The organism is Chitinimonas lacunae (assembly GCF_042650885.1).
GTDB lineage: Bacteria > Pseudomonadota > Gammaproteobacteria > Burkholderiales > Chitinimonadaceae > Chitinimonas_A > Chitinimonas_A lacunae.
In genome coordinates this window covers 4,316,251-4,338,155 of record NZ_JBHSBU010000001.1, presented here as the reverse complement: position 1 = coordinate 4,338,155, position 21,905 = coordinate 4,316,251, and the positions used below count along the sequence as shown (strand labels likewise).

General features: G+C 61.8%; 16 protein-coding genes and 5 tRNA genes. 7 read left to right on the top strand and 14 right to left on the bottom strand.

The window, feature by feature from the left end; translation table 11 throughout:
* Nucleotides 1–64 precede the first annotated feature (64 nt).
* From ACFOW7_RS18565 to ACFOW7_RS18530, 8 genes are all read right to left on the bottom strand, one after another.
* Nucleotides 65–643, bottom strand: a complete 579-nt coding sequence (locus tag ACFOW7_RS18565; protein ID WP_378167173.1) for a hypothetical protein — start codon at nucleotides 641–643, stop codon at nucleotides 65–67.
* Between the two features lie 4 nt (nucleotides 644–647).
* A complete protein-coding gene (locus ACFOW7_RS18560; RefSeq protein ID WP_378167171.1) occupies nucleotides 648–1,424 on the bottom strand; it encodes a hypothetical protein in 777 nt (258 codons plus the stop codon).
* A 183-nt stretch (nucleotides 1,425–1,607) separates the two neighbouring features.
* On the bottom strand, nucleotides 1,608–2,207 hold the full coding sequence (locus ACFOW7_RS18555) for a HutD/Ves family protein (protein WP_378167169.1): 600 nt from the start codon (nucleotides 2,205–2,207) through the stop codon (nucleotides 1,608–1,610).
* Nucleotides 2,208–2,443: 236 nt separating this feature from the next.
* Nucleotides 2,444–2,532, bottom strand: a tRNA-Leu gene (locus ACFOW7_RS18550).
* 18 nt (nucleotides 2,533–2,550) lie between these two features.
* A tRNA-Cys gene (locus ACFOW7_RS18545) sits at nucleotides 2,551–2,624 on the bottom strand.
* A 52-nt stretch (nucleotides 2,625–2,676) separates the two neighbouring features.
* Nucleotides 2,677–2,752: transfer RNA gene (locus ACFOW7_RS18540), tRNA-Gly, on the bottom strand.
* Nucleotides 2,753–2,780: 28 nt separating this feature from the next.
* A tRNA-Gly gene (locus ACFOW7_RS18535) sits at nucleotides 2,781–2,856 on the bottom strand.
* Nucleotides 2,857–2,895: 39 nt separating this feature from the next.
* A tRNA-Gly gene (locus tag ACFOW7_RS18530) sits at nucleotides 2,896–2,971 on the bottom strand.
* A 268-nt stretch (nucleotides 2,972–3,239) separates the two neighbouring features.
* Here ACFOW7_RS18530 and nadA point away from each other — a divergent pair.
* Nucleotides 3,240–4,190, top strand: a complete 951-nt coding sequence (nadA, locus tag ACFOW7_RS18525; RefSeq protein WP_378167167.1) for a quinolinate synthase NadA — start codon at nucleotides 3,240–3,242, stop codon at nucleotides 4,188–4,190.
* A gap of 15 nt (nucleotides 4,191–4,205) precedes the next feature.
* The gene (locus ACFOW7_RS18520) at nucleotides 4,206–5,270 is read left to right on the top strand and encodes a bifunctional nicotinamide-nucleotide adenylyltransferase/Nudix hydroxylase (protein ID WP_378167165.1); all 1,065 of its coding nucleotides are present in this window, start codon (nucleotides 4,206–4,208) and stop codon (nucleotides 5,268–5,270) included.
* 104 nt (nucleotides 5,271–5,374) lie between these two features.
* On the opposite strand, the gene ACFOW7_RS18515 is transcribed toward ACFOW7_RS18520, so the two are convergent.
* The 3 genes from ACFOW7_RS18515 to pepN form a co-directional block, all read right to left on the bottom strand.
* Nucleotides 5,375–7,498, bottom strand: a complete 2,124-nt coding sequence (locus tag ACFOW7_RS18515) for a putative bifunctional diguanylate cyclase/phosphodiesterase (protein WP_378167163.1) — start codon at nucleotides 7,496–7,498, stop codon at nucleotides 5,375–5,377.
* A 15-nt stretch (nucleotides 7,499–7,513) separates the two neighbouring features.
* Nucleotides 7,514–7,948: a response regulator gene (locus ACFOW7_RS18510; protein WP_378167161.1), complete on the bottom strand. Its 435-nt coding sequence runs from the start codon at nucleotides 7,946–7,948 to the stop codon at nucleotides 7,514–7,516.
* Nucleotides 7,949–8,061: 113 nt separating this feature from the next.
* Entirely contained in the window at nucleotides 8,062–10,707 is a 2,646-nt protein-coding gene (gene pepN, locus ACFOW7_RS18505; protein ID WP_378167159.1) for an aminopeptidase N, read from the bottom strand.
* A gap of 438 nt (nucleotides 10,708–11,145) precedes the next feature.
* Between pepN and ACFOW7_RS18500 the strand changes: the two genes are divergently transcribed.
* The 4 genes from ACFOW7_RS18500 (at nucleotide 11,146) to cobA (ending at nucleotide 17,024) form a co-directional block, all read left to right on the top strand.
* Nucleotides 11,146–13,839, top strand: a complete 2,694-nt coding sequence (locus ACFOW7_RS18500) for a TonB-dependent receptor (RefSeq protein WP_378167157.1) — start codon at nucleotides 11,146–11,148, stop codon at nucleotides 13,837–13,839.
* A gap of 160 nt (nucleotides 13,840–13,999) precedes the next feature.
* Entirely contained in the window at nucleotides 14,000–15,667 is a 1,668-nt protein-coding gene (locus ACFOW7_RS18495) for a nitrite/sulfite reductase (protein WP_378167155.1), read from the top strand.
* Nucleotides 15,660–16,178 carry a DUF934 domain-containing protein gene (locus ACFOW7_RS18490; protein WP_378167153.1) on the top strand — a complete coding sequence of 173 codons (519 nt, stop codon included), beginning with the start codon at nucleotides 15,660–15,662 and terminating at the stop codon, nucleotides 16,176–16,178. The genes ACFOW7_RS18495 and ACFOW7_RS18490 overlap by 8 nt, the downstream gene beginning before the upstream one ends.
* A 105-nt stretch (nucleotides 16,179–16,283) precedes the next feature.
* Complete coding sequence (gene cobA, locus ACFOW7_RS18485) at nucleotides 16,284–17,024, top strand: uroporphyrinogen-III C-methyltransferase (RefSeq protein WP_378167151.1); 741 nt, start codon at nucleotides 16,284–16,286, stop codon at nucleotides 17,022–17,024.
* A 200-nt stretch (nucleotides 17,025–17,224) separates the two neighbouring features.
* On the opposite strand, the gene ACFOW7_RS18480 is transcribed toward cobA, so the two are convergent.
* The 3 genes from ACFOW7_RS18480 to ACFOW7_RS18470 all read right to left on the bottom strand — a co-directional run bounded on the left by ACFOW7_RS18480 (nucleotide 17,225) and on the right by ACFOW7_RS18470 (nucleotide 20,257).
* Nucleotides 17,225–18,046 (bottom strand): DUF429 domain-containing protein, encoded by an 822-nt coding sequence (locus ACFOW7_RS18480; RefSeq protein ID WP_378167149.1) that lies wholly within the window; start codon nucleotides 18,044–18,046, stop codon nucleotides 17,225–17,227.
* On the bottom strand, nucleotides 18,046–18,606 hold the full coding sequence (locus tag ACFOW7_RS18475) for a YiaA/YiaB family inner membrane protein (protein ID WP_378167147.1): 561 nt from the start codon (nucleotides 18,604–18,606) through the stop codon (nucleotides 18,046–18,048). The genes ACFOW7_RS18480 and ACFOW7_RS18475 overlap by 1 nt, the downstream gene beginning before the upstream one ends.
* A gap of 379 nt (nucleotides 18,607–18,985) precedes the next feature.
* Nucleotides 18,986–20,257: an EAL and HDOD domain-containing protein gene (locus ACFOW7_RS18470; protein WP_378167144.1), complete on the bottom strand. Its 1,272-nt coding sequence runs from the start codon at nucleotides 20,255–20,257 to the stop codon at nucleotides 18,986–18,988.
* Nucleotides 20,258–20,297: 40 nt separating this feature from the next.
* Between ACFOW7_RS18470 and ACFOW7_RS18465 the strand changes: the two genes are divergently transcribed.
* Nucleotides 20,298–21,815, top strand: a complete 1,518-nt coding sequence (locus ACFOW7_RS18465; RefSeq protein ID WP_378167142.1) for a cyclic nucleotide-binding domain-containing protein — start codon at nucleotides 20,298–20,300, stop codon at nucleotides 21,813–21,815.
* Nucleotides 21,816–21,905: the final 90 nt, after the last annotated feature.

The window sequence follows — 21,905 nt, the reverse complement described above, 5'->3', positions numbered from 1 at the left end:
AGACTAGGTCTTGCCTCTATTCAATTTGGCATGCATTTTCTGCATGCCTTCCTTCCTGTTCCACTCAGGCGGTGCCAGCGCTTTCCGCCTCACAGGCGCCTTCGCCGGGATCGTCGAAATACAGCCCATTGGCGTAGTGCTGAAAACGCAGATAACCCTCGGTCCGCTCGGGTGTGGCCAACGCCTCGGCCCGGGTATCGAGCATCCGGCGCCGCATCTCCAGCACATCGACCCCGGCTTCTGCGGTGACCGCGGGGCTCAACATGCAGGCGATCCCGCGCGCAATCTGCTGACCGACGCGACGGGCCGCTTCCGGATCGCGCACCTCGGCAGCAGCTTCGAGCCACGAGCGGGCCAGACGCTGGGCGGTACGACGGGCGATCGGAGTGGCTGCGTATTCGCGGGCGATATATTGATCGAGATGATCAGGCAGACCATTGCCATCCTCATCGCGGTCGCGCGGGTCGAGTTGCTGGGCGCTCAGCATCGGATGAGCAGGAAGCGACGACGGCATGCTGGCCATGCTTGCCGCGCCCGGCGCAGGAGCCGGCGGCGCGGCAGCGGCCACCGGCGCCGGCCACCACCACCAGCCGACAGCGCCAAGCATGCCCAGCCCCGCCAGCAGAAAGATCCACCGCTTCATCGGCTCAGCGCAGGGCCGGCTGGGCCGAACGACGGTCGATTTCGCGCACGATCGGCCGCACGGCGGCCAGGCCGTTATCCATATAGATCTTGGCGAACGAGTGGCCGAGGAAGTCCTTGAACGGGTGGAAACCCACATCGCTATTGGACGGCAATACCGGCTGGACCAGCCGCAGGGCGCCGACCACCGTATCGGCCGAGGAAGTCACATAGGTGGCCCCGGGAATCAGCCGCGACGCAGGCGACGCGACACCGACGGTCGAGACCTGGGCAGCGGCGGTTTTGGATTCGCCGATCAGGATATTGTGCGAGATATTGGCGTAGAGATTGCCCTGGGAGTGGGCCACCAGCACCAGCTTGCGCTGGGCGCTCAGATGCTGGCGATAGTATTTGAGATGCTCGGGCAGCTCCGGCGCGACGGCCTTGGTCAGTTCGGCCACATAGCGGTCGCGCAGCGCTTCGGTCATCCAACCGGGCTGGACCTGACCGCCGTCGAGCAGGCGCCAGAACCCCGATGCATCGCCTTCCTGCCCTTTTTGCTTGAACACCTGCCACAGGTCCTGGAAGAAGCCGTTGCTGGCGTTGTAGGCATTGCCGTAGAGGAAACCACGGCCGCTGCCGTTCTGGCCAACGCGCTGTTTCAGCACCTGGGTATTGGCGATGGCGTCGTCAAAGCTGTTGTTCATGCCGTTGACGAATACAACGGCGGTTTCCTGAGCCGAAGCCAGGGCGCCGGTCAGGCAGAAGGCGGCGGCGAGGCTGAAACACAGACGGGATAGCATCGGGTTGTCTCCTGTTTATCGAGGCCCGTGTTTTGAATCGAGCAATTGCTCGAACCGGGCAGCGCATCCTAGCCCAGCCCATCCCGTCGCGACAAAAATTTAGATTATTTACTCGATAGAGTTTTTGCTCAGAAACAACACTTTTTCGGACTTTTGTCTACAAATGGCACAATTGTAATATTTCTAGTCAGCCGTCCGATCGTGCAGACGCATCACCACGGCCACAGCACCCTGCCCGGCCGCCAGCAGTTTCCAGGCGCCCGCGCCTTCGATCCTCAGTAACTGCTGCGGCGCCAGATCGTGTTCCTGCCCGGCCTGGCGCAATGTCAGACCGCCTTCGAGCAGATAAAGCAGCAGACAGTCATCGACCACCTCGTACTGCGACTCGCTAGCACCGAGCCGGACCACTTCTAGTTCAGCGGCGCAGCCGTTGCGGTCGACCATCAGATTGAAATCACGAATCGGCCCTTTGAACAGCTCGCCCACCACCTCGAGCTCGCCAGCAAAGCGCAGCGGATGCAAGGGCCTATCCAACTCCAAGGTCCGCCCATCGCTCAGCGCAAGTTCCATCCCCGCACCTTCGAGCAGCATCAACCAACGCTCCACCCCGGGAAAATGCGAAAACGGCCCATCAGCCGCCACCGTCGCGATCGATACGCGGTACAGAAAACGCGCCGGATCGCCCGGATAAGGCTGCCGCAACAATTCAAGCGTGCTGCCACCACCGTTTTTCCAGGGCATGGTCTGGTAGTCGGCGGGAGTGAAGAGAGTGATGATGGGCATGGCTGGGTGTCTCGAGGAGAAAGTTGGAGGAGTGTCGCGCAACTTGGCTTATCCGGCGAGATGGTGGATTGCCAGCGCCGGGCCGATATTCGGATGGCTGAAAATGACAACACCCGCAAGACAGGATGTCAGGCGGGTGTTTGGGGAACGGCAACCGAGCATGTAGATAAGCCCCTGCGCCAACAAAACAAAAAAGGCCTGCAAACATTTTGCAAGCCTTCGTGTCTATCGCGATCTGGTGCCCGGAGCCGGAATCGAACCGGCACGGGCGTTTCGGCCCGACGGATTTTAAGTCCGTTGTGTCTACCAGTTTCACCATCCGGGCGGATGTCTGAGCAAGAATTGGAGGCGGGGGTCGGAATCGAACCGGCGTAGACGGCTTTGCAGGCCGCTGCATGACCACTCTGCCACCCCGCCAAACCTTACTGGTGCGACATGGAACGATGCTACTTTGTCCCAACAGGAATTCTGGAGCGGGAAACGAGGCTCGAACTCGCGACCTCAACCTTGGCAAGGTTGCGCTCTACCAACTGAGCTATTCCCGCGTATCGCGACATTACGAATCAGAATTTTTGGAGCGGGAAACGAGGCTCGAACTCGCGACCTCAACCTTGGCAAGGTTGCGCTCTACCAACTGAGCTATTCCCGCATTTCTGAAACGTTACGACGCTTGCCATTACAGAGAGCTTGGAGCGGGAAACGAGGCTCGAACTCGCGACCTCAACCTTGGCAAGGTTGCGCTCTACCAACTGAGCTATTCCCGCTTCGTCTCACACTGCGTTTCGCGTCGTGTGTTGCGAAGAGCGGCCATTTTAGTGGCTTCCCGGCAGGAGTCAAGCGTTTTCTGCGACTTTTTTACTGATTCAGCCGGGACAATTGCCTAAGGCTATGCGCCGACAGGTTTTTTTGTTACGTTAGCCAAGTCGCGTATCGACGGCGGGGAACCCGCCTGCGACAGTAAAAAACCGCCCGGCTCGCCGGGCCCAGTTGGTTCGCCGGCAAAAGGCGGACGTTTTATGTGGAGAAACTCCCATGTCCAAGCGTGTGGTCACGCTGGCGCATTACTATACGGCGCCGGCAATTCAGCAAATGGCCGACAAAGTCGGCGACAGCCTCGAACTCTCGCTCTACGCCAAAGAATGCCAGGCCGACACCATCGTCTTCGCCGGCGTGCGTTTTATGGCCGAGACCGCCAAGATTCTCAATCCCCAGGCCGAAGTCATCCTGCCCGATGCAGGCTCCACCTGTAGCCTGGTGACCCAAACCGATGTAAAGCGACTGGCAGCCTGGCGGCAGAAATACGCCGATCATGTCCACGTCGCCTATATCAACTCCAGCGCCGAACATAAGGCGCTTGCCGACTGGATCGTCACCAGTCGCAATGTCGACGATATCATCGCCCACCTATACGCCCAGGGCGAACGCGTGATCTTCTCGCCCGACCGCAATATGGGCGCCTATCTCAACTATCAGTACGGCTACGATATGCCGCTGTGGAGCGCCGTGTGCGAAGTGCACGACCGCTTCAACGAAAATTCGCTGCTCGAGGGCATGGCGGCCGTCGATGGTCCCAAATATCTGATCGCCCACCCGGAAAGCCCGCTGCCGGTGCTCAAGCGCGCCGACTATGTCGGTTCGACCTCCGGGATGCTCGACTGGGTGCGCCGCTTTGATCGCGAGCCCGATGCCACGATCTTTGTGGCGACCGAAGACGGCATCCTCTACAACATGGGCCTGGCCCGGCCCGATCTGAAGATCAGCCAGGCCCCGATCTATGCCGGCTGCCAGTGCAACCAGTGTCCCTATATGAAGATGAACACCATCGAAGCCGTGCGGCGCGCCCAAAACGGTGAAGGAGTGCGGATCGACTATCTGACCCCGGCCCAGATGGATGCCGCCCGTCTGCCTATCGAGCGGATGCTGGCCTTCAGCAAAGCCAGAATGGCTGCCGCGCAAGCGACCCCCGTCGCCGTGCCAGCCTAAGGAGAACTGCGGCCGATGCATGAATTCGATTATCTGATCTTCATCGGCCGCTTCTTTCCCTTCCATAACGGGCATCTATGGACGCTGCAACACGCGCTGCGACTCGCCGACAAAGTGATCGTCCTGTGCGGTTCAGCCCGGCAGGCCCGTACCACCCGCAATCCCTGGACCGTCGATGAGCGCGAACAGCTTATCCGCGCTTCGCTGAGCCAGGAGGAAGGCGAACGGGTGTTCGTGGTCGGCGTGTCCGACCGCATGTACAACGACCAGCAATGGCTGACCGAGGTACAAAACCTGGTCGATCGGGTGATCGCCGTCGATACCACCGACCTTGGCAGCCGGCAGGCGCAGTTCCGCATCGGCATCGTCGGCCCGCCGCGCGGCGGCAGCGGCGATTATCTCGATCTGTTTCCGCAATGGACCCGGGTCGAGGCGCCCGAAATTCCCGAAGTCCAGGCCTCACGCATCCGTCAGGCCTTCTTCGACCCCGAGCGCGCCGATGACTTCAGCGCCTGTCGCGCCTTGTTGCCCGCTCCGGTGTTCGACTGGCTGCTCGCCTTCCGCCACAGCGAAATCTTTGCCCATCTGCAAAGCGAATACCTGTTCATCAAGCGCTACCGCCAAAGCTGGGCCGCAGCGCCCTATCCGCCGACCTTCGTCACTGTCGATGCCGTGGTGATCCACTCAGGCCATGTCCTGCTGGTGCGGCGCCGCTCCCAGCCGGGCAAGGGGCTGTGGTCGCTGCCCGGCGGCTTTGTCCAGCCGCATGAACGGATTCGCGATGCGGTGATCCGCGAACTCAAGGAAGAGAGCCGGCTCAAGGTGCCAGCCGCCGTGCTGGCAGGCTCGGTGCGCGGCTCGCGGGTATTCGATCATCCGCACCGATCCTTGCGCGGCCGCACCATCACCCATGCTTTTCTGATCGAACTCGCCCCCACCCAGGAGGGACTGCCCAAGGTGCGTGGCGGCGATGACGCCGATAAGGCCAAGTGGCTGCCGCTGTTCGAGTTCAACCGGATGGAAGAGCAACTGTTCGAAGACCATTTCTATATCGTGAACTGGTTCCTCGGGCAGGTCTGAGGCAGGCTCGGATGCGTCTGTTGCACCCATCAAGCCATATCACCATATAAATTTAATTTTCGAAAGAAAATCAGACTAGCTCTAGCGCTCGTTTGGCAGATTAATCACCAACGAGTCTTGCTGGCCACCAGTTCGGTCGCATCGGCCGCCGGCAGCGGCCGGGCAAACAGATAGCCCTGGGCATAGTCGCACGCCATGCCGCGCAGCGTGGCAAGCTGCTCCTTGGTCTCGACTCCCTCGGCGATCACTTTCATGCCAAGGTTGTGGCCAAGCAGCACGATGGTGCGGACGATCTCGGCGCTGCCGCGGTCGTCGGTGATACGACGCACGAAGGAGCCGTCGATCTTGAGGGCGTTGCTGGGGAAGCGGTGCAGATAGGACAGCGAAGAATAGCCGGTGCCGAAATCGTCCATCAGTATCTGGATGCCGCGATCGCGCAGGGTTTCCAGCATCGAGACGATGGCGTCGGTGTTCTCCATCAGGATGGTTTCGGTGATTTCGAGTTCAAGCAGATCGGGCTCGATCTGGGCGGCTTCGATGGCGCCGTCGATCTGCTGGACCAGATCGTCCTGGTTGAACTGCTTGCCCGATAGATTGACGCTGACCCGCAGCACCTCAGAAGGAAAGCGCTGCCGCCATTCAGCGATCTGCAAGGAGGCGAGTTCGAGCATCTGGCGGCCGATCGCGTTGATCAGGCCCAACTCTTCCGACAGCGGAATGAATTCAGCCGGACTGACCAAACTGCCATCGCTCTGCCGCCAGCGCACCAGGGCTTCAAAGGCGGCGATGCGGCCGCTGCGCAGATCGACGATGGGCTGGTAGAACGGCACGAATTCGCGTGCCTCGAGGGCACGGCGCATCTCCTGTTCCATCTTGAGTGCACGCAGCATGGTGCCGTGCATCTCCCGATTGAACAGCTCGTATTTGACCTTGCCATGCGATTTGGCCCGATGCATGGCGGTGTCGGCGTCGCGGATCATTTCCTCGGGGTGGGTATAGCCGCCCGACGACAGCGAGATACCGACCCGGGCGCCCGGATAGACTTCGTGCCCCTCGATATCAACCGGCTGTGCCAGCTCGCGCAGCATATTCTCGGTAAAGGCCATGGCCTCGGCCGGGCTTGCGATCGCGTCGAGCAAGATGGCGAATTCATCACCGCCAAAGCGTGCCACCACGTCGCCGGGCCGCCGCACCGCCGACAGACGCTCGGCCGTGATACGCAGAATACGGTCGCCTACCCGGTGGCCAAAGCTGTCGTTGATATAGCGGAAACGTTCGAGATTCAGGCACAGCACGGCACACAGATAGCCGTTATCACGCAGCGCATGCCCCAGGGCAAAGCCCAGGAAATCGGTGAACAGCGCGCGGTTGGCAAGGCCGGTGAGGCTGTCGTGCAGCGCGTCGTACAGCAGTTGCTCTTCAGTCCGCTTACGCTCGGTGATATCGGTCAGCGAACCGGCCATCCGGTACGCCAGCCGGGTATTGGGATCGATCAGGGCCATGCCGCGGGTCAGCACCCAGCGCCAACTGCCGTCCTTATGGCGCACCCGATGTTCGGCCTCGAAATGCGGCGTCTCGCCTTTGAGGTGCTGGATCAGGCGCTGGCGCAGATTGTCGATCTCGTCGGGATGGGCAAAGCGCAGCCAGCTTTCCGGTTCGACCCCGATCAGTTCCTCTTCGTCGTAGCCAAGCATGGCTTTCCAGCGCGGCGAGAAATAGATGGTGCGCTCGGCGATATTCCAGTCCCACAGACCGTCGTTGGCACCGCGGATGGCCAGTTCGTAGCGCTCCTGGCTTTCACGCAGGGCCGCCTCGGCAGCCAGCTTGGCGCGGCGGTTGTCGGCCTCGCGCAGCTCGCGCTCGACCACGCCCGGCAGACGTTTCAAATGGGTTTTCAGGACGAAATCGTTGACGCCAGCCTTCATCATGGCCACCGCCGACTCTTCGCCGATGGTGCCGGTGACGACGATAAAGGGAATGATCAGGCCGGATTCGCGAAAGCAGCGCAGCGCATCCATGGCGGAGAACTGCGGCATTGAGTAGTCGGACAGCACCAGGTCCCAGGAATTGCGTTGCAGCGCCTCGGCCATGGCCTCCGGGGTATCGACCCGGATGTATTGCACGTCGTAACCCTGACGCCGCAGGGCCAGTACGTCGAGCAGGGCGTCGTCTTCGGAGTCATCGACAACGAGCACTCGCAACAGGGCGGGAGTCTGGGCTTGGTCCATCCGCTTAGGCAGGGATCAGGCGTGGACGGGCTCGTTCAGCATCAACCAGTAGATACCGACCTGCCGTACCACCTCCATAAATTGCTGGAAATCGACTGGCTTGCGGATATAGCTGTTGGCACCGAGGCTGTAGCTCTTGACCAGATCGTCTTCTTCTTTCGATGTGGTCAGCACTACCACCGGGATCAGCCGGGTAGCCTCGTGACCGCGGATCTGGCGCAGCACCTCGATGCCGTTGAGTTTGGGCAACTTGATGTCGAGCAGGATAAGGACCGGCCGGCTGGAGAGATCGCGCCCGGCGTAGCGGCCGGTGCCATAGAGATAGTCCAGGGCTTCCTGGCCATCGTGGGCTACCACGATCGGGTTCTGGATGCTGTTCTTGCTAAAAGCACGGACCGTCAACGCCTCATCGTCGGGGTTGTCTTCCACCAGAAGGATCGCGGCTTGCATCGAACTACTCCTTGTGACGGCGCGACGGCACCGAATTAGCCAGAACTTAAACTGCATTATTGCAGTAAATACCGGCGCGGCAAGCGAAAACCGCTTGCCGGCCGGCGGCTGGTTTACTGGAGGTTCTTGGCCACAATCTCGTACACGTCGCGCGACAGCCCGCTTTCGGCGGCAATCCGCTCCAGCGCTGCCTTCATCGCGGCACGACGGTTCGGTTCGAGCTTGCGCCAGCGATTGAAGGAAGCCACCTGACGGGCCGCGATCTGCGGGTTGAGCTTGTCGAGCGCCAGGATCATCTCGGCGGCGAACTCGTAGCCACTGCCATCGGCGCGGTGGAAGCCGGCCAGATTGCGCGCCAGCAGACCACCGATCAGCGCACGGACCTTGTTCGGGTTGGTCAGCTGGAAGCTCGGGTGTTCGAGCAAGGCCCGCACATGCTCGACCGTGCCGCGACGACGCGACGAGGCCTGCAGGGCAAACCACTTGTCCATGACCAGCGCCTCATCGGCCCATTTGCTGGCGAACTGGGCCAGTGCCTCGTCACCGGCTTCCCGCTCGACCAGGCAGGCCAGCGCGGCGTAGGCGTCGGTCATATTGCTGGCGTCGCGGTACTGCTTCTGCGCCAGCTCGACCAGGGCCGGTTCGTCGAGCTCGACCAGATAGGCCAGACAGACATTCTTGAGCGAACGACGCGCCACGTCGGCGGCAGTGAAACGATAGGCAGCACCGTCGTTCAGGCGGCTGTAGGTCTGCTTCAGCTCGTTGCGCAGACCGCGCGCCAGACCCAGACGCACGAAGTTCAGTGCGGTGCGGATGGCATCGGGGTCGATCTCCTGCTGCTGGTCGGCCAGGTAGCTCTCGGCCGGCAACGTCAGCATCAGCGCCGTCAGCGCTGGATCGAGCGAGGTGTCGGCCAGCATGCTGCGGAAGGCCGCCACCACATCGTCGGCCAGTTGCAGCGGCCGGCCGGCACGGGCAGCGTCGATCAGGCCGTTCAGGTCCTGCAACAGCAGCGTCTGGGCAGCTTCCCAACGGCAGAACGGATCGCTGTCATGGGCCATCAGATGGACCAGTTGGGCGCGGCTGTACGGATAGTCGAGCTTGACCGGGGCCGAGAAGCCGCGCAGCAGCGAAGGCACCGGCTCGACCGCCACGTCGACAAAGACAAAGCGCTGCTCGGCTTCGGTAACGTCAAGCACCCGGCTGCCAGCGGCGGCAGCGGGCTCGCCTTCGAGCCGCAGCGGCAGATCGACGCCATCGGGCCCGACCAGGCCCAGCACCAGCGGGATATGGAACGGCAGCTTGGTCGGCTGACCCGGCGTGGCCGGGCAGGACTGGGCCACATCGAGGGTATAGGTACGCGCGGCGGCATCGTAGTGGCCGCGCACACGCAGCACCGGCGTGCCGGCTTGCGAGTACCAGCGGGCGAACTGGGTCAGATCGACGCCGTTGGCATCGGCCATTGCGGCCCGGAAGTCGTCACAGGTGACAGCCTGGCCATCGTGACGCTTGAAATACAGATCCATTCCACGGCGGAAGCCTTCGCGGCCAAGCAGCGTGTGATACATCCGCACCACCTCGGCGCCCTTCTCGTAGATGGTGACGGTATAGAAGTTATTGATTTCGATATAGCTGTCGGGCCGTACCGGATGGGCCATCGGTCCGGCATCCTCGGCAAACTGGTGGGTGCGCAGGGTACGCACGTCCTCGATGCGCTTGACGGCGCGGCTGCCCATATCGGCCGAGAATTCCTGATCGCGGAATACCGTCAGCCCTTCCTTGAGGCTGAGCTGGAACCAGTCGCGGCAGGTGACGCGGTTGCCGGTCCAGTTGTGGAAGTATTCGTGGGCGATCACCGCTTCGATGCCGTCGAAATCGGTGTCGGTCGCAGTGTCGGGCCGGGCCAGCACATAGGCGGTATTGAAGATATTGAGGCCCTTGTTCTCCATCGCCCCCATATTGAAGTCGCTGACGGCCACGATCATATAGCTGTCGAGGTCGTATTCGAGGCCGAACACCTGTTCGTCCCACTGCATCGATTTCTTGACCGAATTCATGGCGTGGGCGCATTTGTCGAGATCGTGCGGCTCGACATAGATCTCCAGCGCCACGGCACGGCCTGATGCCGTGACAAAGCTGTCTTCCACCTTGCCCAGCCGGCCGGCCACCAGGGCAAACAGATAGGCCGGCTTACGGAACGGGTCCACCCACTTGACCCAATGGCGGTTGCGGTCGAACTGGCCGTCGCCCACCCGGTTGCCGTTGGACAACAGCACCGGATATTTGGCCCGGTCGGCCACGATGGTAGTGGTAAAGCGCGCCATCACATCGGGTCGGTCGAGATAGTAGGTGATCTTGCGAAAGCCCTCGGCCTCGCATTGGGTAAAGAAGTTGCCGTTGGACTTGTAGAGACCCATCAGGCTGGTGTTGAGCTCAGGATGGATCAACGTCACCACTTCGAGGATGGCGGTATCCGGCACGGCGGCGATGGTCAGGCTTTCTTCGTCGAGCTGGTAGGCATCCGCTTCGAGAGCCACGCCGTCGAGGCGCAATGATTCGAGCGTCATCTCGCGACCATCGAGCCGCAGCGCCGCGCCCCGGTCCGGATGGGCAGGATTGCGGTGCAGCACCAGCCGCGAGGTGACGCGGGTCGCTTCCTCGTCGAGTTCGAAGGTCAGATCGACCTGATCGATCAGGAAAGCGGGCGGGGTGTAATCCTTGAGATAAATCGGTTGCGGCGTCGCGGCGTCGAGTTTCATGTAGTCAATGGTCCCGTATTTTTTGATAACCACCCGGCCGCCAGGCAGATGAACCGGTGGCGGAAGGATGCGAAAAGACGCCGCCGCAGCGGCCGATCCAGTCCTGTCGCAGTTAAGCCATACCAGGTGTGAAGGGCCGGATTGTACTCCTGTCGCCAGGGCCAACACAGCTCGCAGCGCAACATGACGGGGATGCAAAAATCCGACAGTAGCTGCTTGGGGCGAGCGGCAGACTTGCCTAGCCAGCGCCTGCCTCAGTACATTCCGGGGAGTCTATTTGGACGGCAGCATGACATTGCAATAAATCAAGACGTTTGTTCTGTTGCAATCGACTCCCGGCGCCCTGTGGGATACCGGACCAGCCTTGGCGCTTTCCCGCACCGCCCGTCGATTTCCGTTCACAGCTAGGCCGCGTTCGAAAACTTAGGGGAACACTCAGTGAAAATCAAAACTATCGCCCAAGCGGTAGCCGCCATCGGCGTGCTGCTGCCGGCTCAGGTCATGGCCGCCGAGACCACGCAAAAGGTCGAAAAGATCGAAGTCACCGGCACCAACATCAAGCGCATCAACAAGGAAACCGCCTCCCCGGTTCTGGTGATGACCCGTGACGAGATCAAACGTTCCGGCGCCCAGACCGTGACGGAAGTGATCCAGAACCTGACCTCCAGCGGTACCAACGGCCTCAACGAACTGGGCGGTGGTTCCTCGTTCGCTGGTGGTGCCTCGGCCGCCTCGCTGCGCAGCCTTGGCTCCCAAGCCACCCTGCTGCTGCTCAATGGCCGCCGCCTCGCCAACTACGGTTTCGCCGATGGCGCCCAGGTCACCTTCGCCAACCTCGACGCCCTGCCGCTCGAAGTCATCGAGCGTGTCGACGTGCTCAAAGACGGCGCTTCGGCCATCTACGGTTCCGACGCCATCGCCGGCGTGATCAACGTGATCACCCGCAAGGACTTCAAAGGCCTGATCGCTTCGGCCTCGGGCGGCAAGTCCACCACCCATAACGACTACGACGAATATAACGCCACCATCACCGCCGGTTTCGGTGATCTGGCGCAGAACAAGTACAACGCCTTCGTCAACTACGAATACTTCAAGCGCGAAAATCTGTTCATGCGCGAGCGCATGGACGAGATCAATCCGACGCTCAAGCGCCTGGTGCCGACCATCGGCCTGCGCTCCACCTACTCCTATCCGGGCAACTATATCGTCAACGGCCGTCTGCAAGCCGTGGGCAACTGCCCGCCCCAACTGGTCGAAAGCGGTGCCTGCCGTTACGACCAATGGTCGCTGTACGAAATCGTGCCGAACTCCGAGCGCCACACCGTGTTCGGCCGCTTCAACGTCAACTTCAACGAAAACCTGTCGGGCTTTGCCGAAGCGAGTTACTCCCGTCAGGAAACGATGTACAACAGCCCGGCCACCTATCTGGATGACCTGGACAGCACCTGGTACAACGCCCAGACCGGCGACGTGATGACCCTGCCGGGCGCCAAGCTGCCGGCCAACCATCCGTACAACACCACGGGCCAGCAAGTCGGCTTCCGCTACCGCTTCGCCGATATGGGCAACGGCACCAACAAGGTGACCGGCGACCAGATGCGCGTGCTGGCCGGTCTGTCGGGCAACTTCGCCGACTGGGATCTGCAAGGCGCCATCGGCTACGCCTCGAGCGAAGTCGAACAGCTGCGCCGTGGCGGCATGAGCCTGAGCGGCTGGCTCGATGCCTTCGCCAAGGGCGAGTACAAGTTCGGCCAGCAGAACGATGCTGCCGTGCTGGCCAAGATCTTCCCGAGCCTCAAGAACACGGGTAAATCGACCGCCAGCTTCTTCGATATCAAGGGCAGCCGCGAGATCGCCGAACTGCCGGCCGGTCCGCTGCATATGGCCATCGGTATCGACGGCCGCCACGAGACCTACAAGCGGGTCAACGACGACCGTTACAACCGCGCCGATATCGTCAACTACGGTACCAGCAACGTGAACGGCTCGCGTAACCAGTACTCGGCCTTCGGTGAGCTGATCGTGCCGGTAACCCAGGCCCTCGAAGCCCAACTGGCGCTGCGTGGCGACAAGTACAGCAACTACGGCCATTCGGTCACGCCGAAGGTCGGTCTGCGCTTCCAGGTCAACCCGAAGTTCGTGCTGCGTGGCACCTATACCGAAGGCTTCCGCGCCCCGAACCTGCCTGAGACCGTCGATGGCTTCACTTCGGCCTTTGCCCCGAACGTGGAAGATCCGAAGCGTTGCGACCGTGCCAACGCGCTGTACGAACAGCTCAAGAACACCGACCCGGTCCGCGCCAACCGTCTGCTTGAAGACAACTGCTCGGCCAGCATCGGTACGCTGATCGTCCCGAACAAGGACCTGCAGCCGGAAAAATCGAAGAGCCATACCGTGGGCTTCGTGTTCGAGCCGACGCCGTCGTTCAGCATGACCTTCGACTGGTACAAGATTACCCGTCGCAACGAGATCGACACGCTGAGCAACAGCGACATCCTCGACAACGAAGACAAGAACCCGGGTTCGGTGCTGCGTGATCCGCTGACCACCCAGGACATCGCCGACGGCTTCACCGTGGGTCAGATCTCGGCACTGCGCAAGGGCTGGATCAACTACGCCAAGACCAAGACTTCCGGTATCGATATCGATGCCAAGTACCGTCTGCGTACCGAGACCATGGGTCGTCTGAACTTCGGTCTGGAAGCCAGCTACCTGCTCAGCTACGACCGTTCGACCCCGGGTGATCCGGAAGTCGCCAAGTATGTCGGCATCACGGGCTATCCGCGTCTGCGTGCCGTGCTCAAGACCGATTGGGACTATCGCAACTGGAACACCGGCCTGCGCCTGAACTTCGTCGACGATATGAAGGCGTACACCAGCTCGTACAACAGCTGCAAGTCGCGTGGCGGTAGCGACAGTGATTGCCGCATCGCTTCGTTCACCACGGTCGATGGCTCGCTGAGCTACACCGGCGTGAAGAACCTGGAGCTGTCGCTGTCGGTGCGTAACCTGTTCGATCGCGACACGCCGATCGACTACGATGCCTGGGTCCGCGATGGCACCACCGCCAACGAGATGCACAGCATCAAGGGTCGCTTCGTGAAGCTGGGTGCCAAGTACACCTTCTTCTAAGCCTCAGCTGTCGTGCAGTCAATGAAGGGGAACCCGATGGGTTCCCCTTTTTCCATGGGCCAGGGCACGGCATTTCAATAGAAGAAAATATTCGTTCGGGCGTGCAAGCGGCGGTTGCTACAGTGCAAGGCCGATCCCCACCGTTCCCGCTCCCCGACCGATGTACGTTTACGACGACTACGACCAGGCCATCGTCGACCAGCGCGTGGCCCAGTTTCGCGATCAGACCCGCCGTTATCTGGCGGGTCAGCTCAGCGACGATGAATTCCGGCCGCTGCGATTGCAGAACGGGCTATATATCCAGCGCCATGCCCCGATGCTGCGGGTCGCCATTCCCTACGGCCATCTGCGCGCCGACCAGTTGCGCACCCTGGCCCGGATTGCCCGCGACTACGACCGTGGCTACGCCCATTTCACCACCCGGCAGAATGTCCAGTTCAACTGGCCGGCGCTCGAGAAAGTGCCCGATATCCTGGCGGAACTGGCCAAGGTGCAGATGCATGCGATCCAGACCTCGGGCAACTGCATCCGCAATACCACCACCGACCAGTTTGCCGGCGTCGCCCACGACGAACTGCTCGATCCGCGCCCCTGGTGCGAGCTGATCCGGCAGTGGTCCACCTTCCATCCCGAATTCGCCTTTCTGCCGCGTAAATTCAAGATCGCCGTCTCCGGCTCGGTCGAGGATCGTGCCGCGACCCTGGTACACGATATCGGCATCCATATGGTGCGCGACGCAGCAGGCGAAGTGGGTTTCCGCATCCTGGTGGGCGGCGGGCTGGGCCGCACCCCGATGGTCGGCGCCGTTATCCGCGATTTCCTGCCGCGCCAGCATCTGCTCAGTTATCTCGACGCCATCCTGCGGGTCTATAACCGCTACGGCCGGCGCGACAACAAATACAAGGCGCGCATCAAGATCCTGGTCAAGGCCATGACCCCAGCCGCTTTTGCTGCCAAGGTCGAAGCCGAGTGGGACCATCTGCGCGATGGCCCGGCCACGCTGACCGAGGCGGAAATCGCCCGGGTGGCAGTGGCCTTCACTGATCCAATATATGAAAATCTGCCTGACTCATCGCCAGAATATTCGAATCTCTTAAGAGAAAATAAATCTTTCTCGCGCTGGGCCGAACGCAATGTCTTTCGCCACAAGCGGCCGGGCTACGCGGCGGTCACCTTATCGCTCAAGGCCACCGGCCGGGCACCCGGGGACGCCCAGGCCGAGCAACTCGACGCCGCCGCCGAGCTCGCCGAGCGCTACAGCTTTGGCGAGCTGCGGGTCAGCCACGAACAGAACCTGATCCTGGCCGATGTGCGGCAGCGCGATCTGCCGGCTTTGTGGGAGGCGGCCAAGCAGCATGGTTTCGCCACCCCGAATATCGGCCTGCTGACCGATATCGTCTGCTGCCCCGGCGGTGATTTCTGCTCGCTCGCCAATGCCAAGTCGATTCCGATCGCCGAAGCGATCCAGCAGCGTTTCGACGATCTCGACTATCTGTTCGACCTCGGCGAGATCGACCTCAATATCTCGGGCTGCATGAATTCCTGCGGCCATCATCACGTCGGCCATATCGGCATCCTCGGCGTCGATAAGAACGGCTCCGAGTGGTATCAGGTGTCGCTGGGTGGCCGCCAGGGTCATCAGGCAAGCCTTGGCAAGGTGATCGGCCCCTCGTTTGCCCAGGACGATATGCCTGAAGTGATCAGCCAGATCATCTCGGTCTATGTCGAACAGCGCCAGCCGGGCGAGCGCTTTGTCGAGCTGGTGGACCGGCTCGGCATCGAGCCGTTCAAGAGCCGGGTCTATGCCAAGGAACGCGCCCATGGTTAAGCCGCATCTGATCAAACTGGACCGCCACAGCGGTGCCCGCTCTGTCAGCGCCAACCATTGGACCCTGGTGCTCGAACCCTGCGATGACCCCATTCCGGGCCACTGCATCATTCCGCTTGCCAGCTGGCTTGAGCGGCGCGACGAGCTGATCGGGCGCGACGATATCGGCGTCTGGTTCAAGCCTGACGACGAACCTGAAGCGCTCGGCACGGCTGCCGCGGACTTGCCGCTGATCGCCGTGGAATTCCCGAGCTTTACCGATGGCCGTGGTTTCAGCATCGGCCGCCTGCTGCGCGAGCGTTATGGCTTCAGCGGCGAGTTGCGGGCCTTTGGCGATGTCTTCAAGGACACGCTGTGCTATCTGCGCCGTTGTGGCTTCGATGCCTTTGAGATCCGGGCCGACCGCGATCCCCATGAGGCTTTGGCAGGACTCGACGACTTCACCGAGTTCTACCAGGGGGCGGTCGAGCCGGTACAGCCTCTGTTCCGGCGTCGTACCGGGGTCGTCTGAGGCTTCATTTATTCCGAATGTTTTTGGAAAAATTGCTTATCCCGTAAGCAAAAAACCGCCACAAGCAAACTCTGGCGTTGAATATGGCTTGTTGAGGAATTTCGAATGGGCAAGGTTTATCTGGTAGGTGCCGGTCCAGGCGCTGCCGATCTGATCACGGTACGCGGCATGCGTCTGCTGGCGCGGGCCGATGTGGTGCTGTACGACGCGCTGGTCGAGCCGGAAATGCTCGAATACTGCCCGCAGGCCCAACTGATCGCGGTCGGCAAACGCTGCGCCGGTGCTGCCACCGCCCAGCGTTTCATCAACAAGACCCTGCTCGATTGCGCCGCCCGCTTCGGCACCGTGGTGCGGCTCAAAGGTGGCGATCCGAGTCTGTTTGGTCGCGCCCAGGAGGAAATCGACGCCTTGGCGGCCCACGGCATCAAGGCCGAAATCGTCCCGGGCGTCACCGCCGCGCTGGCCGCTGCGGCCGAGCTGGGGGTATCGCTGACCGAGCGTGGCGTGGCGCGCAATGTGGTATTCGCTACTGCCCGGGTCGGCGAAGGCGAAACGGGAAGCGACTGGGTCAGCGCCGTCGCGGCAGCCGATACGGCCGTGCTCTATATGGGCGTGCGTCAGGCAGCGGAGATTGCCGCCGCGCTGACGGCGGCGGGGCTGGCGGCTTCGACGCCGGTACGGCTGGTCGAATCGGCCTCGCGTCCCGATTGCCGCGAATTCTCCTTCACGCTGGCCACCTTGCCCGACGCGGCGCAACTGGCACTGAGCGGACCGGCGATCCTGCTGCTGGGCGATGTGTTCCGCGCCCGCGCCGCGCTGACGACGCCGCTGCGCGCGGCAGCATGACAAGCCTGGGAAGCTTGGCGCATTTCCATTTAAATCGGCGTCACCGCTAAGCCTGAGGGAGCGCTGTACACCTGCGCTTTGAGGTCCGGGCACGCCGAAGTGGCTGGAAATGCGCCAGCGTGGCGTCCCGCTCGCGCAGCGGCCAAGCGCTAAGCTGCGCCGCTCGGACAGTTCCCTATCTCCGCACCGCGTCTTCAGGCTCAGGCCGTGATGATCCAGCCTTCGAGCGGATCAAAGCCCTGCGGCAATCCAAACCCCTGTTCGCGCCGCGCTTCGGCCCAGGCGGCCTGGACCATGCACAGCACGGCATCGAGCCGGTCGCCGCTGGCGTCGTCGATCAGTTCAGCGGCCTGGCTGGCGCTCAGTTCGAGTCCGATGCCAAGGTTATGCCGCCCCTCGCTCAGTGCAGCCACGATGCGTTCGCGGCCGGCGCGGTGCTCGGCCGTCTGCTTGGCAGGAAGATCGTGCTTATAGCTGCCCGCCTTGCCGCGCCCCAGCACAGCACGGGCGAGGATGGCCGGATAGGCTTCAAGCGCCACCCGGCTCGGGTCGCCGCGATGGAGCCCCGGCACATCGACCCCGGCCGCCAGCAGTCGCGGCGCTCCTTCGCGCAGCATATAGGCCACCGGTGGGATAAACCATTGCATCGACGAATTCGACCCGGCCGCCCGTTCGGTCGCCCGACACGATAGCTTGTTGCCGCTCGGCCGGCCCTGGCACCAGCGGCGAAAGCGTTCCGCCATCTCCTGGCGCGGCAGCCCGGCCATATGGCGCATCAAGGCCGGCCATTCAGTTGGCCAGCCCTGCCCTTCGATCAATTCGCGCGCAAAGCTGAAGGGGAAATCGAAACCGGCGATCCACGGCCCGGGCTCGGCCAGCATGGCCTCGTAGGCGGCAAAGTCAGTCAGGGCCTCGACCTTGTCGAGCCGCACCCGCCCCGGCGCGAGCAGGACGCCGCGCGCCAGGGTGATCGGTTTGCGCTGGCCGGGTCGGCTGGTGAAATCGACGCCGCGCAGCTCCATCAGCTTCCCGTCTTCTCGGTGCGCTGACGAAATTCCTCGGCCGAGAGCTTGCCATCGCCGTTGCGGTCGAGCGCTTCAAAGCGCTTGGCCAGCTTGGGGTGGCGGGCCGCCTCTTCACGCGACACGCTGCCATCGCCATTGAGGTCAGCGGCATTGAAATCAACGGCTTCCTGATTGTCGCGAATGGTTTTGGCCAGCGTAAAAGCCGTGGTCAGGGCAAACAGCAGGGCAATCGCCGCATAGCCTTTGACCCAGGTTTCGACCGGCAGATGGTAGATGCCAAAGCCGCTGAAACCGACCGAGATGATAAAGGCGCTCCAGACCTGAAAGATCCAGGCCGGCGTATCGACCTGGCGGTCGCGGTTGTCACGGATGGATTTGGCGAGGGAAAAGGTCGAGCCCAGAGAGAAGAACAGCGCCATGATGACGAAACCGCGCTGCCACGGGTCGACCGGAAGATAGTAGATGCCGAAACAGGCCAGCAGCAGGGCCGCAACGAAAGACAGCCAGGTTTGCATAATCCACGCCGGGGTGTCGCGGCGTATCGCGGGCTTGACCATCGGGAACTCCTCGGTATGCCGGGACCGCCCGGCCCGACGTTTTTAGCACGGCCGCGCCAGCTTGTCATGAGCACGCCGTCGCCGCATGCCGGGGGTAATGACGCAAGCAAAAAAGTAGCGAGAAAAAATACTTCTCAGTTTTTCACATTTCTACATTCTGGGATAGTTCCACAAAAATACCACCCGCCCTCCAAAACGACAGTAAAGACAACCTGACTTGCAGCGGATGCAGTCTATGAACTGCATAGCGCTCACCGAGTGTCCGAGCCAACCTCGCAATCATCGTCGGATGCGCTGAAAAAGTATGATCGCCGGCTCGCCCCCTGCCTGACCAGGCATCCTATGACTTGACGTACTTGGGATGCGCTGTCTGCCTGGCTTATTGCGCCGCACTGAGCCGGCTGGCCCAGGCAAGCGCTTCGAGTTGGATCTGGTTGAGGGTATCGAGCGACCAACGCTCAGAGCGCGACAGGATGTCGATTATCTGCGCCTGGTCTTCGGCTTCGCTTGCACGCACCAGTCGCAGCAGATGGCCGAGCGAGCCGCTTTCGAGCAATAGCGCGGCCTGAACGCTGTCGTCGAGGTTCAGCGGCGGCAGCAGTTCCGTCATCGGCAGGCCAAAGAGGGCATCGATCAGGCTCAGCATGCCGACCATAAACGCGCGGTCATGGAACGACTCGTTGCCCGGGGCGTGCAGCGCCGCCAGATTTTCCATCATGCGGCCGCGCACGGCGGCGGTCTGGACCAAGGGGTCGGACCCGGCATCGCCGCCAGCCTGACGGGCAAACACCATGATCTGCACCCAGCGTTGCAGTTGGGCACGACCCAGCAAGGTCAGCGCGGCGCCTACGCTGGAAATCTTGCGGCCCTGGCCGACTGCCACCGAATTGACCAGCTTGAGCAGATGAACGGTCAGGTCGGGCGCCTGTTTCAGCGTGTCTTCGAGCTCATCGTTGTCGGCGTCGGCCGTCACCTGGGCGAGCAGACGCAGCAGCAGCAGGGTCGCCGGCTGTACCGGTCGGCCACACAAGATCGTGGGGCGGGCGAAGTAATAGCCCTGGAACAGATCACAGCCCAGTTGCAGACAGAAATCGCGCTGTGAGGCGGTATCGATTTTCTCGGCCAGCACCTGTACCCGGTAGGGCTTGAGCTGCCGCACCAGCTCGGCGATGGCCGTCGGCGTCATATTGACCACATCGAGCTTGACCACCTCCAGCAACGGCAGCAGCGGCCTCTGCAGGTCGTCGAAGCGGATCACATCATCAAGCGCCAGTCGATAGCCGGCCGCGCGCAGCTGGCGGCAGCGCTGCACCACGATGGGGGTAAGCGGTACGGTTTCGAGGATTTCCAGCACCACCTGCTCGCGCGGCAGCACCTCGACCAGATCGCTCATCAGCAGTTCTTCGGACAGATTGATAAAGCCGAGCTTGTCGCCCAGCACTGAACGCAGGCCCAGTTCGGCAAAGGTGTGCTGGATCACCGCTGCACTGGCCACCACATCATCGGACACTTCCGCATGGTCGACCTCGCCCTGACGAAACAGCAGCTCATAGCCGACCAATTCGTGACGGCGGTCAACGATTGGTTGGCGTCCCAGGAAGAACTGACGGTCAGCAGGCGGCATGGTCGTTGTGCGGAAACTATGCTTCATCGTAGCAAACCGCTGCTGAGTCGCTGTCGCCATGCCCAACATGCTTGAGATGCTTTTCCGTCAGGAATGGCCGTATTTACTGGTTTTCAACGCTGCTTTGCTGGTCTGGCTATTTCGTGCCCGACCCGCCGAACGGCGCAATGTCTGGCTGACCACGATCTTTCTGGGGCTGGGCAGCCTCGGCTTTGCGCTGGGCGAGCTGGCGGCGCATCTGGGCATCAAGGGTGGCGCGATGCTGGCCGGCCTGTTCACGATGCTGCTGGGGATGATCATGATTCGGCTGTGGGGGCTGATCTTTTTCCGGCTGATCCTGCCCTCGTTCAATATCGTGCTGCCCCGGATCCTGGAAGACGTGGTGGTGATGGTCGCCTATGTGATCTGGGGCCTGGTGCGGCTGCGCTATGCCGGGGTCGACCTGACCCAGTTGGTCGCCACCTCGGCCATTCTGACGGCGGTGGTCGCGTTCTCGATGCAGGATACGCTTGGCAATATCCTGTCGGGCATCGCCATCCAGCTCGACGAGTCGCTTGAGCTGGGCCAATGGGTCAAGGTCGGCGACGCCTCGGGCCGGGTATTGCAGATCGGCTGGCGCTCCACGCTGATTCAGACCCGCAACGGCGAAACGGTGGTGGTGCCCAATGCCTGGTTGATGAAAAACAGCTTTCAGGTGATCGGCCGCCCGTTCGACGACCGTTTGCAGTGGCGGCGCTGGGTATGGTTCTCGGTTGACTGGAGCCATCCGCCATCGCAGGTGATCCATTGCGTCGAGCAGGCCATCCACAGCGCACGGATCAGCAATGTCGCCAGCGAGCCGCTGCCCAATGCCGTGCTGATGGAGGCCCGCGACGGCATGGCGCGTTATGCGCTGCGTTACTGGCTGACCGATTTTGCCCTCGACGATCCGACCGACTCGCAGGTACGCGCCCATCTGCTGACCGCCTTGGCCCGGGCCGATATTGCACTTGCCAGCGACACCCACAATGTGGTGGTCACCAAGGACAACGACAAAACCGCCCAGATCAAGCAGGCACAGGATCTGAACCGCCGGCTCGAAGCGCTGGCCGAGGTCGAGCTGTTTTCCGGCTTTACCGACGAGGAAAAGCGTCAGTTGGCACTGCAACTGCGCTTTGCCCCGTTCGAGCGCGGCGATGTGATCAGTCGGCAGGGAGCGGTGGCGCACTGGCTGTATATCCTGACCCAGGGCGAAGTGGACATCTGGCGCGACTATGACAGCGCGCAGCCCACGCTATTGGGCCATCTGAGCGCCGGCGACTTCTTTGGCGAGATGGGGCTGATGACCGGCGCCCCGCGCTCAGCGACGGTGGTGGCCAGCAGCTATGTCGAATGCTATCGGCTCGACCGGGCGGGCTTCGAGGCCATCATGACTGCCCGGCCTGAATTGGCCGATCTGATCTCGCGGGTGCTGGAGCGGCGACTGGCGCAGAACGCGCACTCGGCGCCCCAGGTGATCCAGGCAGCGCCTTTGCCGCAATATGCGGAATTACGCGAACGGGTCAGACGGTTTTTCGGGCTGTCGGCAAACGGCAATGGAAAGTAAATGAATTCTGCAAACTGTTTGCAAGACTCAAATTTCCATATATCTATTTTTTAAAAAATCATCCAGACACCCCTATCTATACACCAACCT

Coding starts and splice junctions, on each gene's coding strand:
- ACFOW7_RS18565 (WP_378167173.1), bottom strand. CDS start 643: ATGAAGCGGTGGATCTTTCTGCTGGCGGGGCTGGGCATGCTTGGCGCT.
- ACFOW7_RS18560 (WP_378167171.1), bottom strand. CDS start 1,424: ATGCTATCCCGTCTGTGTTTCAGCCTCGCCGCCGCCTTCTGCCTGACC.
- ACFOW7_RS18555 (WP_378167169.1), bottom strand. CDS start 2,207: ATGCCCATCATCACTCTCTTCACTCCCGCCGACTACCAGACCATGCCC.
- nadA (WP_378167167.1), top strand. CDS start 3,240: ATGTCCAAGCGTGTGGTCACGCTGGCGCATTACTATACGGCGCCGGCA.
- ACFOW7_RS18520 (WP_378167165.1), top strand. CDS start 4,206: ATGCATGAATTCGATTATCTGATCTTCATCGGCCGCTTCTTTCCCTTC.
- ACFOW7_RS18515 (WP_378167163.1), bottom strand. CDS start 7,498: ATGGACCAAGCCCAGACTCCCGCCCTGTTGCGAGTGCTCGTTGTCGAT.
- ACFOW7_RS18510 (WP_378167161.1), bottom strand. CDS start 7,948: ATGCAAGCCGCGATCCTTCTGGTGGAAGACAACCCCGACGATGAGGCG.
- pepN (WP_378167159.1), bottom strand. CDS start 10,707: ATGAAACTCGACGCCGCGACGCCGCAACCGATTTATCTCAAGGATTAC.
- ACFOW7_RS18495 (WP_378167155.1), top strand. CDS start 14,000: ATGTACGTTTACGACGACTACGACCAGGCCATCGTCGACCAGCGCGTG.
- ACFOW7_RS18490 (WP_378167153.1), top strand. CDS start 15,660: ATGGTTAAGCCGCATCTGATCAAACTGGACCGCCACAGCGGTGCCCGC.
- cobA (WP_378167151.1), top strand. CDS start 16,284: ATGGGCAAGGTTTATCTGGTAGGTGCCGGTCCAGGCGCTGCCGATCTG.
- ACFOW7_RS18480 (WP_378167149.1), bottom strand. CDS start 18,046: ATGGAGCTGCGCGGCGTCGATTTCACCAGCCGACCCGGCCAGCGCAAA.
- ACFOW7_RS18475 (WP_378167147.1), bottom strand. CDS start 18,606: ATGGTCAAGCCCGCGATACGCCGCGACACCCCGGCGTGGATTATGCAA.
- ACFOW7_RS18470 (WP_378167144.1), bottom strand. CDS start 20,257: ATGAAGCATAGTTTCCGCACAACGACCATGCCGCCTGCTGACCGTCAG.
- ACFOW7_RS18465 (WP_378167142.1), top strand. CDS start 20,298: ATGCTTGAGATGCTTTTCCGTCAGGAATGGCCGTATTTACTGGTTTTC.